Origin of the sequence: Echinicola salinicaeni (assembly GCF_014280965.1) — a bacterium.
Classification (GTDB): Bacteria; Bacteroidota; Bacteroidia; order Cytophagales; family Cyclobacteriaceae; genus Echinicola; species Echinicola salinicaeni.
On the sequence record NZ_JACODZ010000010.1, the window covers coordinates 48,163 to 62,663 of the forward strand.

A 14,501-nucleotide genomic window follows, 5' to 3' on the forward strand; every position below is an offset into this window, starting at 1 on the left:
AGGGGCTATCTGATTGACAGCCCCTTTTTATTTATTGTAACGATCCAATACTTACCATGGCTTGCCGGTTCCTTGGACCAACCAAAATTTGGACCATGCACTGTTTTCTTCTTCGGCTTGAGAATAAGCCGTAGTTTCAAGCCTTCCCAAAGCTTCATTGGCATTGGCTTCATTGATACTTAACTCTTCCTGCATATAATAAAAACGAAGTGGCAATACGGACCTTACAGCCGCAGGACCTGCTTGTAGTTCAGGCAGGCCAGTTCTTCTGTAATCAAACCAGGATTCTGTAGCAGCTGTCCAAGATGCAATCCATTTTTGTTCAAGGATTTGCTCCAAGCTACCGTCAAAAGCTGCCTCACCAGCAATATAAGTATCAAAGCTTTCTTCTTGTCCCCATGCTATGAGCGACTGCCTTACCCCTTCATTATAATAAGATGCTGCATCTCCTGAAATCCATCCCTTTAGGACCGCCTCAGACAAATCAAACTGTACTTCTGCAGCACTGATCAATCTTGCCTTCAAATATTCTCCATTGGCTTCGGTATACATCTCGCTTAAAAAAGATACATGGGGATTATAGGATTGCTGTCCTGGAGTAGGGTTCAGATTGTACTCACTTGGCAAATTGGAAACAGATGGGGGAAGGCCTACATATTCAGGATCAGTATCCACAGGTTTGCCCTCCGCTACATCCGATGAAATATACCGAACACCATCTATTATTTCATCTGTTCCCGCAGCTAGGTTTGGATCGATTACTATTGGGACTTCAACCTTTTGAGCCCATACATCCAAACGGCTGTCTCCAAGCTCTTGTAATTTATCTACCAAGGTAGCACACATTTTCAACCTTCTGAAGTTACTACCATTACTACCATCAAAGGTCGTATTGGTAGGCCAAGAAGTATTGGCTGATGTACCTGGATACGACATGGACGCATCATCTCCCACATCCAAAATCAAAGGATACTGACTGGGATTATTGACCAATTCCTGAATGCCTGCAGAAGCCATATCTGGCATCTTATCTGAAATTCTAAGATAATACCTCAAGCGCAAGCTATTGGCAAATTTTCTCCATTGTAAGACATCCCCTCCAAACAAAACATCCTGAGGAATAGACTCGGAATTTTCCCCTTGAAAAATCTGATTGGCCTCGTCCAAAAGGCTGATTATACCTTCATAAATACCCTGCTGGGTATCAAACTGGGGAAGCAGATATTGCTCGCCCCCAAGATCACCCTGAAGGGCATCATTGAAGGGAGCATCCCCCCACAAGTCTGCAATTCGGCCAAAATTATAGGCACTGATCACCTTGGCTACACCATCGTAAAAAGGCAAATTCAATTCGTTCGCACGCTTTTCCATCAGCCGCGTATCTTCAAGTATATTATAATAGCCCGACCAACTCTGATTGGACCACCCATAATTATTATGGTCCTCAAACCAAGCATCTTTTTGGGTATGCTGCATCACCCCTGCTATATTCCCAAATCCAAGACCAACTTCATTGGTCGCTGTCTGAGTAATGACAGTAGTGATCAACAAATTGGGATGCACTGCATCTGGATCTATCCCATTGGGATTGATATTCAATTCTGTCAGGTCCTTGCACGAAGTGTTGGTCAGGATAACTGTCAGGACGACCAAAGACAAAGGAAGGCTAAGTCTGTTAAGGATATTTTTCATATTTTTCTTTCTTTTCTGATCACACATGGCTTAGAATTTGGCATTTAATCTAAATCCGATAGGAATCACCCAAGGGTTCACATTGTATCTTTCAATACCTTGTTTGAAAGTACCGTTGCTCTCAGGTTGGAAAGCATTTTCCGGATCGATACCTATTTTTGCTTTTGTCCAAAGTATCAAGTTACTGGTGTACAAGCCCACATTAACACTTTGCATCTTTAGTTTCTTCACCGTAGAAATAGGCAGGTCATAATTGATGGAAGCATCCCTAAGCTTGATATAGGAGGCATCAAACATTGCTGGCTTGAAGAAGCTCCATGGATAATTATCCGCATATGGTATAATTTTGGTCCCTTCTCCTCCTAAATTTTCCTGATAGCCGGTGATTTCACCTGCATCATTATATATGGCGATAACCCCTGGATTAAATACGCCATCATTTAAGGTCACTGCATACTCAAAAGGGAATCCCCCGCTTTCTCCAGTTGGTCCACCGACGATATTCAGTCCATCTTTAATATAAGCGTCCTCATTGGCCACCAGCCAGTCTCTTAATGCTTGTCCACTCAATCCATTTGGATTAATAATTTCATCCAAGAATCGCTGGGTTTTCAAGTCAGATTCCGAATAGCGGAAAGTCTGGGAAACAAAGTCCCCTCCCATTCTCCAATCAAAAGTCAAATTCAGACTCCAGTTTTTATAAGAAAGGCTTGTTTGCATGCCAGCGATGAAATCCGGGTTGAAATTGCCGATCTTATTTTTGGCATTAGACTGGTTGATAGCCTGCCAGCTTCCGTCTTCGTCTAAAATTGGATATCCATAATAAGGTGATTCTGTATCTTCCACGGTTACTAGTTTACGGTCGTAAATACTTCCTATTTCATCGCCAACATAAGACCAGGCACCACCTCTTGAATCACTCCATAAATAGAACACTTCCACCTCGTCAGTCAACTCCACAATTTTGCTCCTGTACTTGGAAACATTGAAGTTCACATCCCAAGTAAAATCCCCTTCTATCGGTGTCAGCCCAAGGACCATCTCCCATCCCTTACTGTTCACCAAACCGGCATTGACATACTTACTATTAAAGCCAGATGAAGACGGAAGGGTCACTGGAAGGATTTGATTTTTATTATCAGTATTGAAATAGGTAAGGTCAAACCTTAATCGGTTTTGAAATGCAGCTGCTTCCAATCCAAATTCATAAGATGTCGAAATCTCAGGTTTAAGCTCTGGCGTTTTAAGCGCATTAGGCACTGATAATCTAGTGTTCCCCCCCCACTCTTCGGTATTGGCCAAGGTCTGCACCAAATTATAGGGACTGGTATCATTGCCCACTTGGGCCCAACCAGCCCGTAGCTTAATCATATCTACCCTGTTACCCATTGGCAGAATATCGCTGATAATTGCACTTAGGGAAGCTGAAGGATAAAAATAAGAGCGATTAGATGCAGGAAGTGTACTTGACCAATCGTTTCTAGCGGTGATATCCAAGTATAATAAGTCCTTATACCCTAAGTTAGCCAAGCCATATACACTATAAACAGCCTTTTCTGACATGGAACTACTATAAATCAAATTATCCGAAAGCGTATTGCTTAGGGTATACACCCCGGGAACGATCAAACCCGACCCCTCTGACTTGGTGGAATTTTGTGTGGTATGGCCTTGATTATATCGCAAGTTCCCACCAGCAGAATAGGTCATACTAAAATCAGTGAAGTCTTTTTGGTAAGTGGCCAAAAACTCCACATTCCGCTCATAACGGTCCAAATTAACAATTCCATATCCCCCATTTGGATCTTCCGTATAGCTCATAGGGAGTTTTGATTCTCGTCGTTCGGTATACATGTCCAGCATGTATTTACCCTGGATGGAAAAATTATCCGTGACTTGATAGTTCAAGCCCACATTGCCAAATACCCTGTCACGGTTAAAGCCATTATTTACTTCATTGGCTAAAAAATAAGGGTTGTTATATTCACCAATAGCTTGCGAACGCTGTTGGAGCCCCTCCTGCCCTGGCATCCAATACTCTTTTAGTTCATTGATATCAATATGAGGTGATACTTTATAAGCGGCTTCCAATGGATTAGTTCCCCTATTGCCTGCTGGACGATTATCAGCTCCCGTTCTATTGATATTAACACTGGTGTTCAGGCTAAGCTTATCGTTGATCTTTAAGTTACTGTTTAAAGAAAGGTTATTCCTATGAAAATCTGAATTGGGTATGATTCCCCAATTGTTCAAATTGGTATACCCCACCCGATAATTGATCCGCTCATTATTATTGGACACAGAGATACTATTGGTAGTGGTCACCCCATTTCGCACAAAATCAGCGACATTATTGGGATGAGAAACTAAAGGCAAAGGCACTAAATTGCCATTTTCATCCCTAGGGCTATTCCATTGAATGGCTTCATATCCTTTGTCCAATTCAGGACCTGCCCCAACAGATGAACCTTCTTCAATTACCAGTGTCCCTCCTGAATAAGGATTATTGTCCGGAGTATATGGTCTTACCCCTGTAGCAAATCTGCTATGCATGGGCAAATACTTATAAGGCACCTCCACCAAAGTATTGGATGAAACACTGACAGTCACCTCCTCCACACTTTTACCAGACTTAGTGGTGATCAAAACTACCCCATTTCCCGCTCGCGAACCATAAAGAGCGGCAGCACTTGGACCTTTTAATACAGAAACACGCTCAATATCTGCTGGATTAATATCTGAGAGAGCATTTCCGTAATCCACTTTATTGTCATTGCCTATCTGGCTAACGTTGTTCAGGGTGTTGATCACTGGGACACCGTCTACCACAAAAAGAGGCTGATTATCTCCGCTCAAGGAGGTAATCCCTCGGATGATCATACTTACAGAAGATCCCGCACCTCCAGTAGAGTTGATACTTACACCAGGCACACGTCCAGAAAGAGACTTCAGCATATTGTCTTGCCCACCACGCTCAAATGATTTTCCTGAAACTTCTGAAACAGCATACCCCAGAGACCGCTCTTCTCTTTTTATTCCCAAGGCGGTTACAACAGCTCCATCCAAGTTTTGGTAAGCAGCCTTAAGGGTTATTTTGACCTGTGTTTGATTGCCTACCACCATTTCCTGTGAATGAAAACCTACATAACTAATCACCAAAACAGTCTCTTCATTCGGAACTTCTAAGCTAAAGGCACCATTTAGGTCGGTTATGGTCCCAGTGGAGGCCCCTTTGATCTTTACGGTGGCTCCAGCCAGTGGAATACCCGCTTCATCAAAGACTTCTCCTTTAATCTCGCTTGCTCTCACTAGCTCTTGTTTACGAATAAGGATATTTTCTCCCATCTTTTTGAATTCAAAACCACTTTTTGAATTCAGCATTTGTAACAATTCATCCAAACTGGCACGCTTAACCAGTATAACACTTTTACTTAATGATGCAGCAATCTGCTCATCATACAAAAATTCTATATCCGTTTGTTCTTCTACCGAAGTAATAAACTCCCGGATACTTACATTTTCCTGAGGAAGCCGAATAAGGCTTTCATTCTTGGCAAATGCTGATTGTCCTAAAAAGAACCCCATGGACAGTACCATTGTCCATTGGAGCCAAAAGCCAAAAAGATTTCCATTTGTAATTTTAATTTTCATACTTTGCTAAAATTTTGTGGTTAACATCTACTGAATTTTCTCGCACGGACTACGTTCGCCAAAACTCGTTCCGTGCGTTTTTTTATTTGTTTTGTTCAGATAATTAATTCATAGGCAATGATTTAATCTTAATAAGTTGTTTATCCTTAACTGAATCCTTATTTGCCAAATAGGCAATTGCTCGAATCATCTCATGAATATCCTTATCCACAAATCGACCATTTAGTCTAAGCTGATACAATGAGTGATCGACCACCTCCAAATCAAGACCATACCAACGCTCTAGCTTCCTGATAACTTGGTCAAAGGGTGTTTTATGGAATACCAAAACTTGTTCTTTCCACAAAGCCGACAGGGCCTTTTCCAACTTATAAGTCCCTTTTCTTTTGTCATAAATAATGGACTGGCCTTTGGTCAACTCCTCTTGATAATTCACCCCATCTCCCCCAAATCCGACTTTTACTATGCCTTCGGTGACTGAGACCCTGTAAAAATCTTCATCTGGATAGGCTTCCACATTAAAAGCGGTACCCACTACTCGAATTTTAAGTTCCTGACTTTCGATTAAAAATGGCTTGATGGAATCCTTGGCAATATCAAAATATGCTTCTCCTTCAAAAGCTATTTTTCGTTGATCCTGCTCATCAAATGGTAAATAATAAAGTTTACTTCCAGCATTAAGGGTGATGGAACTACTATCTTCTAGTATGTGGGAGGATTGCTCCCCATAAGCCGTTTGGTAAGTGATATAATGGGAGGCTGCTTCTTGGCCATTGATCAACCAAAATCCAAATCCCAAAATAAGTACCACAGAAGCAACTAGCCCCGTCCATTTTGGCCAAGGATTAATTTGCCGGATATTGGAATTTTCCCCGTGATATTCTGATAAAATTTCATCAAAATGACTTTCCAGCATATCATTGACAGCTGGATCATCTTCCGAAAACTGTTCCAAAAAGTGCTCAAACTCTTCCCTGCTGATCTTACCACTCAAGAACCGCTCGGTTAATTTCTTAATATCTTTTTCAGGATGCTTCATAAGCACAATAATCTTCCATCTTATAAACCTCTGACTCAGAAGCAACTGCTCCTTTATCTAAAGACTGAAAATTCCTGAAAACAGACTATCCCGTATAGGTTAACTTTTTATTAAGTGGACTTTACTCAGAAATGAAGTTATTCTTCCGGGGCACTGATTACACCAAGGTAACGCCCCATCCAATAGGGCAAGAGCCAAATATCTCCTGCACTGTTTTCCGAGGTTCCATTATTTCCTCCATCCAGAGAAAAACGGTTGGCATTATGGCGACGGATTTTTAATTCATCAGGAGGCAAAACGGTTTGGGTAGCTTGTTCTCTAAAATTCGGCTCCAGCAATTCAATGTCCTTTCTGTGACTATTGTTCATGGTCCAGTTGATCAGGTCCAAAGGATACTCTTTCAAATACCAAATGGCCTCTTGTTGACCATAATCATCTGGGGATACCATAGCAGTAAAAATATTCCAAAGACCATCCTTCTCCGGTTTTTCTGCCTCCCAATGGTCCTTGATAGCATCTGCATAATGACTTTTGAGTGTGTCATTGAAAGCATAACGATACAAGCCCCAATAGCCCAAAAAATACATCTCATCATCTGAATGGTTCCAGGATTGCGAAAGCATCTCAGCCCATTCCCCGGCTTCCTCATCGGCATTTCCTATGCGGTCCATGGATACCATCAAATTATCAAAATAACCATGCGCTTCGATCAGTTCAAAAGCTTTTTCTCTGTAAATTTCCTTTTCTGTAAAATGATAAGCCGTCTGCAGCATCCCGATGATATTAGAAGAATTGAGTTTTCGGTCACCTACCATAGGAGGAAAACCATTGACATATTCGGGATTCCACTTTCCCCAAAGCGTGGGCTTTCCGTCATAGTCTACCAAATAAAAATCATGGTCCACAATATGTTGCATCAGAGCATCCAATAGCTGAATAGCTTTTTTCTTTACAGGCTCATCGTCCACTATTTCCGCAATCACTCCAAAAGCAAATATATGGCCTATGGCTTCATCACTGCTGGTCGTAGCCTTCCAGTCCCATTCTGGATGTGAAGATCGTTGCCATCGCTCAGGGTCAGCGAGATGTTTTTTGTAACCTGCCCGGTTAAATGAACGAGATGGAAAACCCTCCACAGGGTTAATGGTATAAAGGCGTTCCATAGCGTCCAATGACTCTCGAATATTCTGCAATGCTTCCTCTGAATGGCTTACAGCATAACGAAAAGCCTGTCCACCCAAATACATTGAAGTCCATAGACCATCATTATCGGAATCCTTAAGCCTGCCTGAATCCACATTTCCCTTTTCCATATTCCCTAAGCTGGAATTAAACCCGAATCGTATATGGCGATCTCGAACTTGATCCTCATAATACATGGCCTTATCATAAAGTGTCTGTCTTTTGAAAATCAACTTGGACAAGCCTTCCTCTGAGAGTATTAGCACTTCACCTGCTTCACCTCTACTGATATCGACCACTTTGTCACCCAATAACCACCGCTCTCCAAAGTAATAGTTATATGTTCCATCAGGCTTTAACATAAAAGCACCCTTCTCAGAACCAAACCAGATATTACCCTTAATATTTTCCACACAGGTGATTGCAGGACAGGGTAGTTTTTCATGGATTGATGATGGTGATTGGCTATTAAGGTCCAAAATAAGGTAACCTGTGGAAGTACCAATAATAGCTTTCCCCTTTCCCAAAGCAAAGCTGGTGAACTGGTCACCAGCTAATAGTTTTTCCACTTTACCTGTAGCAGGCTTCACTTTATGAAAATCTTTTTCACCAAGCACATAAAAGACCTTGTTCTCTTCAGCATACCGAATCTGCATGATTTGGGAAGGTATGGATGCCTCCCAAAGTATTTGATTTTTCTGGATCAGCTTGAGTTGATTATCTTGGGCAACCAAAAATGAAAAATCCTGTCCTCCCTCAACTAGCAGGGGCTCCCCCATTTCATGTTCCTCATATAAACTTCCGGCCCAAGCATTGGAAAGCACAGCCTGATCATCCAAATAAATAAATTGACCCTGATACAGCACTTCATCCCTCAATTGTTTATCATTCAAGGCCCAATACATTTGTGCCTTTTGGAGCTTTCCGGGATATAAAAAAGCGCCTGCATAGGGCCTGTAAATACCATCGCTAGTGAGTACTTCAATCACTCCATTCCGGTCTGCATTTACCTTAAGGGCTTTGACTTCTGACTCAAAAGCATACTTTACAGCATATTCCTGTTCAAAAGGTACATCCCTATAGCTATTCGGCTGTTCAGGAAGTCCCTCCCCTTTGCTATTGCAAGAATAATTTAAAACCTGAATGATGATCAGGACGATTGGAATCAGCAGATTTCGGTAAGGAATCATATGGTCATTGGTTATGTAATTTCTTCGTTTCTTTTGTTGAAATACCCACTGACTGTCCTTATAGGCTATTCAAATCAGAGAAAAACCATCAAATCAATGAAAAAAGTATTAGAATCAAGCATTTTATACTTTATGGACTTCTTCCCAGAAGACAAACGACAGGAATATATAATGTGTAATTTTTTTATATCCCTCAATAGCCTATTTTTCTCAATTAGAGTTTTTATATAAATTCCATTTTTAATTTTTGAATATGAAAATAGGTGTTGATTTAGGAGGTACCAAAATCCAAATTGGACTGGAAGAAAATGGTAAAATCATAGGACAACAAAAGATCCTGCTTTCGGAAAAAGACTCTTTGGATGCTACTCTCGAACAAATCACAGCGGCCATAAGGCCCTTTTTACGCCCTGAGGTAGAGGGGATAGGAATTGGGGTACCTTCTGTAGTCGATACTGAAAAAGGAATAGTCTATAACGTGACCAATATTCCCTCTTGGAAAAAAGTCCCCCTTAAAGAATTTCTGGAAAATGAATTTAACCTAGAAGTCAAAGTCAATAACGATGTCAATTGCTTTATACTAGGGGAGCACCGATATGGACTGGCTCAACCCTACAAGACTGTTGTAGGTATTTCAATTGGTACAGGACTAGGTTCTGGATTAATTCTGGACAACAAACTCTTTATAGGCCATAACTGTGGGGCAGGTGAAATTGGTCTATTATCCTACCTAGACCAAAACATAGAATATTACGCCAGTGGAAATTTCTTCAGTGTTACTTATGGCATTTCTGCATTAGAGGCATACCGGTCAGCCTGTAAAGGGGACTTAGAAGCACTGGATCAATGGAGAAAATTTGGACGCCATTTTGGTAAAGCTGTGCTGGCTGTACTTTATGCTTATGATCCCGAGGCCATCGTCATAGGAGGATCAATTTCCAAAGCTTATTCCTTCTTCCAATCCGGAATGGAAGAAAGTCTATTGGAATTTATCTACCCAGAGTCATTTAAACGGCTCAAAATATTAATTTCAGAAAACGATCATATTCCTGTGTTGGGAGCTGCAGCTTTAATCAATTAAAAATCACCTCATACCTATGAAAAAGAAATACTTTATTGTTCTGTTGATCCTGTTAATTTTCTTTGTCATTTCTTTTTTGACCAATATACTGGGGCCCATCATTCCAGATATCATTGATAGCTTTGAGCTTAGCTTGGGACTTGCTGGTTTCCTGCCCTTCTCCTTTTTTGTCGCTTATGGTGTAATGTCCATTCCATCGGGACTTTTGGTGGAAAAATACCATGAAAAAAAAGTGTTGTTATTGGCCTTCTCCATGGCCTTTTTTGGCGCATTGCTTTTTGCCATTTTGCCAAGCTTCGTAGTGGCCTTACTTTCCCTCTTTATTATAGGGGTGGGCATGGCCATGTTGCAGGTAGTCATCAACCCCTTATTAAGAACTGCGGGCGGTGAGGAGCATTTTGCTTTCAATTCTGTATTAGGTCAATTAGCCTTTGGAGCCGCTTCATTCCTTAGCCCCAATTTATACAGTTTTTTAGTCCAAAACATCCATCATGAAAATGCCTCTGCCCTCACCAATTTACTGAGTCCATTGGTTCCTGAAAGTCTCAAATGGGTTTCTCTCTACTGGGTATTTGCAGCTATAGCTCTTTTGATGATCCTGATTATTCTTTTCGTTCGTTTCCCCAAAGTAAAATTAAAAGCCGATGAAAAAATGAATATCAAAGAGGCTTTTAATGACTTGATTAGCAACCAATCCGTATGGCTCTATTTTCTGGGTGTTTTTTGCTATGTAGGCACTGAACAGGGCATTGCCAATTGGATTTCAAAGTTTCTACAAACTTACCACCAACTTGATCCAGCAGTGGAAGGCGCCCGAACCATATCCTATTTTTGGGGATTGCTTACTATTGGTTGTTTGCTTGGGTTAGTACTATTAAAAATTGTCAACAGCAAAAAAGTATTGGTTTACTTTACTTCCGGGGCCATACTTTGCCTGCTGATCGCATTGTTTGGGACCACACAAATGGCGCTGATTGCTTTTCCTTTAACAGGATTCTTTGCCTCCGTAATGTGGTCCATCATCTTCTCCCTGGCCCTTAATTCTGTACCAAAGCACCATGGCACCTTTTCAGGTATCCTTTGCTCTGGAATCATTGGAGGCGCCATCGTTCCTTTAATTATCGGAGGAATCGCAGAACTGATTGGCTTACAGTTGGCCATGCTGTTTTTATTAATAACTTTAGGTTATGTTTTAAGTATCGGCATCTGGGCCAGACCATTGGTCAACAATGCCACCATTACTAAAATCAAGGACCTTTTTCAAACCGCCACCTAGCCATGCATAAGGTAATTTTGTTATTGGACTTTGCAGAAGAATACAGTAAAAGTCTTCTTAAGGGGATATCAAAGTATAGTGCAGAACATGGCCCATGGACTTTTTGCAGGATGCCTCTGTATTATCGGGAAACGGTAGGGATCCAGGGCATTTTAGCTTGGGCAAAGGATTGGGGAGCTGATGGAATCATCGGCCAGTTTTATAATGACATGGACTTGGATGTGATCCTTGATTCAGGCATTCCTATTATCGCCCAGGATTTTAAGGAACGATTCGAAGTACTTCCTAATATCACTGGAGATTACCATAAAATGGGTGCACTCGGAGCAGCTTATTTTCTAAAGAAAGGCTTCAAACATTTTGCCTTCTATGGCTTTAATAATATCGTTTGGTCAAGAGAAAGAGCCGAAGGTTTTGAGCAGCAAATCAATGAGCATGGCCATAAAGTACACTACTTCGAACACCGAAAAGCACGGAGCACAGACATCTGGCATTTTAAAAGTAATTCTCTGATCAATTGGTTACAAAAACTACCCAAACCTATTGCTCTGATGACTTGTGACGACAATCAAGCCCTACATATTACTGAGGCCTGTCGTCAAAACAAAATCCGTATTCCTGAAGAAATTGCCGTGTTAGGAGTCGATAACGATGTCATGCTTTGCGAACTTTCTGATCCTCCTTTGTCCAGCATTGCTATGGACATAGAAAAGGGAGGGTATGAAGCTGCCAAATTATTAGAACATATGATCAACAATGGCAATACAGCCCATTATGATATCATCATCGAAGCTACCCAAATCATCACCAGACAATCTACCGATATCTATGCTACCAATGATGAACACATCGCTTCAAGCCTGAGATACATTCACCAGCATATAGAATCCAATCTTCAGGTAGATGATGTGGTTAAAGAGGTTCCTCTCTCCCGGCGGTCCTTGGAAAAGCGATTCTTGCAGATTACCGGCTATCCCATTTACAAATACATTTCCAATCTCCGAATTGAAAAGTTCACCCAAAAGCTACTGGAAACCGATATGACAGTATTCGAAATCGCCATGGATATGGGATTAAATGACAGTAAAAATATTGCCAGACAGTTTAGGCAAATAAAGGGCTGCAATCCCATCGCCTATCGCAAGAAATATCTTGCGGGTAAATAACACAGTACCATTTCAACCATCATTTTGGGGCTTTCCGTGGAATTCATTCAATACTTTTTCAAAATAAGCCCTCAAGTAAATTTCTTGTGTTTGGCAAAAGCCCTTATCCTCCATAGCGTCAAGCATTTCCTCCATCTCCTCTCTGCTGATTTTATTTTCTATTAACTTCTGCAATAATCGATATGAGCGTCCATTCTCCATACTAAATCAAATGCGCACATTCAAAACATGCCGTACTTCCAAGGATTAATAAACAGCATAAATAATTGATCAAAGCTTAATAAATATTCTTTTTTGGTAAAGGATATAGGCTGGTATAAAATTAATTCCGACAAAAAAGACCGCGAAGATCATACTGGCTAACTCAGGTATTATTCCCAAATTTATAGCTGTAGCCATAAATTGTTCACTTATGCTTTCTTGACCTATGATGGGCCACTCATAAAACAGTAAGGACAACACATCGGCCAGTACATAAACAGCTATCGCATTGGACCCAAAAATAATCCAAGGCTTAGTGCCCTTTAAATTGCCTTTGACATCAACCCAAAAATAAAAAGCACCTAAAAAACTGAAAGCAACACCCGCTGTCACCAATACAAAAGAACTTGTCCACAGATTTTTGTTCAAAGGGAAAAACAAGGACCAAAGCAAGCCTAAAACAGTTAGAACCAGACCTACAAACATCAAATTATTAGCTTTTTTCACTCCTTCTGATGCTGACAACAACAACTTCCCTGCGAGCATACCTAAGATTCCCGTCGCGATTGCAGGTAGTGTGCTGTAGATCCCTTCTGGATCCCAAGTGCCATTCCACATTTTACCAAGAAGAAGCAATTGATCGATCCATGCGGCCAAGTTTTTTCCCGGTTCCAACATCACTTCCCCAGTACTTGGATTAGGAATCAAGGTCATGCTCAACCAATATCCAATTAAAATCAAGCCCACTGAATAAACTTGCTTCTTCCACCCAATATTAAGGAAAATCAAGGTACATACGACAAAAACAATGGCAATGCGCTGCAGTACCCCCGCTATACGAACATCAGTAAAATCAAATTGAGGAATCAATCCCAAAACAACGCCCAAAGCGAATATTTTAAGGCCCCTGATAAACAGTTTTTTATAAAGATCACTTTTTGATCCTCCTCGATTTAATCTTTTGGAATAGGCTAAAGATATAGATACGCCAACAATAAATAGGAAAAATGGAAAGATAAAATCCGTTGGGGTGATCCCATTCCAATGGGCATGTAATAAGGGTGGAAAAACGTGATCCCAACTGCCTGGATAATTCACTAAAATCATTGCGGCTATGGTAGCCCCCCTCATCGCATCTAGAGAGATCAATCGCTTACTGTTTCCTTTCATCCTTTGTTTTTTCTTTTAGATAACACTATTTAATACTAAGAGAAAAGAGTTTAGGCTACTGTTTCACCCATCCAAAAGTGGAAATTTCATAACATTTTTAATCCGATAATTAACAAAAATTTAACCCACTTTAAATCAAGCAGTAACATATTGAAAGAATTCGCAAAATGAGGGTTTTAATACGTGTTTTACGAACAATTTATTATTTGAATAAGGGATATTTATTCCATGGAAACAAAATTATTTGACCATGGACCAACCTAACAAACAAACTTTAGCATTATTTATACAAGGTGATCCTTCTGCCACGGACACTATTTACCGATACTATAGGATCCCTATTATCCGGTTTGCCAAGTCGATCTTAAAAGACGAATTCGAGGCTGAAAACATCTTTCATGAAGTCTTCACCAAAATGATTTCACGAAGAGAAAAAATCAATCCGGACATGAATTTCAGCTCCTATATTTTTACTGCAGTAAAAAATGAGATTTTTGATTATTTCAAAAACGTAAAAAAGAGCCATCAACTTAAAGAGCAATTCTGGACCAATATTCAAATGACCTCAGTAGAGGAAAAAGTAGAAAAGGAAGTACAGTTGGACAGATTGGAAGAATTGATCGGGCAGCTTTCCCCCAAGAGGAAGTTGGTTTTGGAAATGAATATCTTCGAAAAAAAATCCTATCAGGAAATTGCCAATGAACTGGCCATATCCATCAACACTGTCAAAAATCAGTTGATCAAGGCCAAAGCTCTCATTCGACAGGAAATGGATAATGTACTTTCAAAGTAAAAGATATTTCCCTCAACTTAGCTTATGGGGAAGAATGCATATAGATCCGTTTTTTAGCTT

10 protein-coding genes are annotated in these 14,501 nt (G+C 40.6%); 4 read left to right on the top strand and 6 right to left on the bottom strand.

Translation table 11 applies throughout. From position 1 onward, the window contains the following. Positions 1–51: 51 nt before the first annotated feature. The 4 genes from H7U17_RS18330 to H7U17_RS18345 form a co-directional block, all read right to left on the bottom strand. Positions 52–1,692 (bottom strand): SusD/RagB family nutrient-binding outer membrane lipoprotein, encoded by a 1,641-nt coding sequence (locus tag H7U17_RS18330; RefSeq protein ID WP_186758217.1) that lies wholly within the window; start codon positions 1,690–1,692, stop codon positions 52–54. 30 nt (positions 1,693–1,722) lie between these two features. Beyond that, entirely contained in the window at positions 1,723–5,343 is a 3,621-nt protein-coding gene (locus H7U17_RS18335) for a SusC/RagA family TonB-linked outer membrane protein (RefSeq protein WP_186758218.1), read from the bottom strand. A gap of 103 nt (positions 5,344–5,446) precedes the next feature. After that, entirely contained in the window at positions 5,447–6,382 is a 936-nt protein-coding gene (locus tag H7U17_RS18340) for a FecR family protein (protein WP_186758219.1), read from the bottom strand. 137 nt (positions 6,383–6,519) lie between these two features. Next, positions 6,520–8,754 carry a hypothetical protein gene (locus H7U17_RS18345; RefSeq protein WP_230981490.1) on the bottom strand — a complete coding sequence of 745 codons (2,235 nt, stop codon included), beginning with the start codon at positions 8,752–8,754 and terminating at the stop codon, positions 6,520–6,522. Positions 8,755–9,007: 253 nt separating this feature from the next. Between H7U17_RS18345 and H7U17_RS18350 the strand changes: the two genes are divergently transcribed. Genes H7U17_RS18350 through H7U17_RS18360 form a run of 3 tightly spaced genes read left to right on the top strand, consistent with a single transcriptional unit; the run spans position 9,008 to position 12,277 of the window. Further along, entirely contained in the window at positions 9,008–9,835 is an 828-nt protein-coding gene (locus H7U17_RS18350) for an ROK family protein (protein WP_186758220.1), read from the top strand. 16 nt (positions 9,836–9,851) lie between these two features. Next, positions 9,852–11,111: an MFS transporter gene (locus H7U17_RS18355; protein ID WP_186758221.1), complete on the top strand. Its 1,260-nt coding sequence runs from the start codon at positions 9,852–9,854 to the stop codon at positions 11,109–11,111. 2 nt (positions 11,112–11,113) lie between these two features. Continuing rightward, positions 11,114–12,277, top strand: coding sequence for an AraC family transcriptional regulator (locus H7U17_RS18360; RefSeq protein WP_186758222.1), 1,164 nt, complete (start codon positions 11,114–11,116; stop codon positions 12,275–12,277). 12 nt (positions 12,278–12,289) lie between these two features. Here the strand turns inward: H7U17_RS18360 and H7U17_RS18365 are convergent, their stop codons facing one another. Together H7U17_RS18365 and H7U17_RS18370 are read right to left on the bottom strand one after the other, a co-directional pair. Continuing rightward, positions 12,290–12,478 carry a hypothetical protein gene (locus H7U17_RS18365; protein ID WP_186758223.1) on the bottom strand — a complete coding sequence of 63 codons (189 nt, stop codon included), beginning with the start codon at positions 12,476–12,478 and terminating at the stop codon, positions 12,290–12,292. 69 nt (positions 12,479–12,547) lie between these two features. Beyond that, positions 12,548–13,648: an acyltransferase family protein gene (locus tag H7U17_RS18370; RefSeq protein ID WP_186758224.1), complete on the bottom strand. Its 1,101-nt coding sequence runs from the start codon at positions 13,646–13,648 to the stop codon at positions 12,548–12,550. Between the two features lie 250 nt (positions 13,649–13,898). Here H7U17_RS18370 and H7U17_RS18375 point away from each other — a divergent pair, with 250 nt between their 5' ends. Next, positions 13,899–14,441, top strand: a complete 543-nt coding sequence (locus H7U17_RS18375) for an RNA polymerase sigma factor (protein ID WP_186758225.1) — start codon at positions 13,899–13,901, stop codon at positions 14,439–14,441. Positions 14,442–14,501 lie beyond the last annotated feature (60 nt).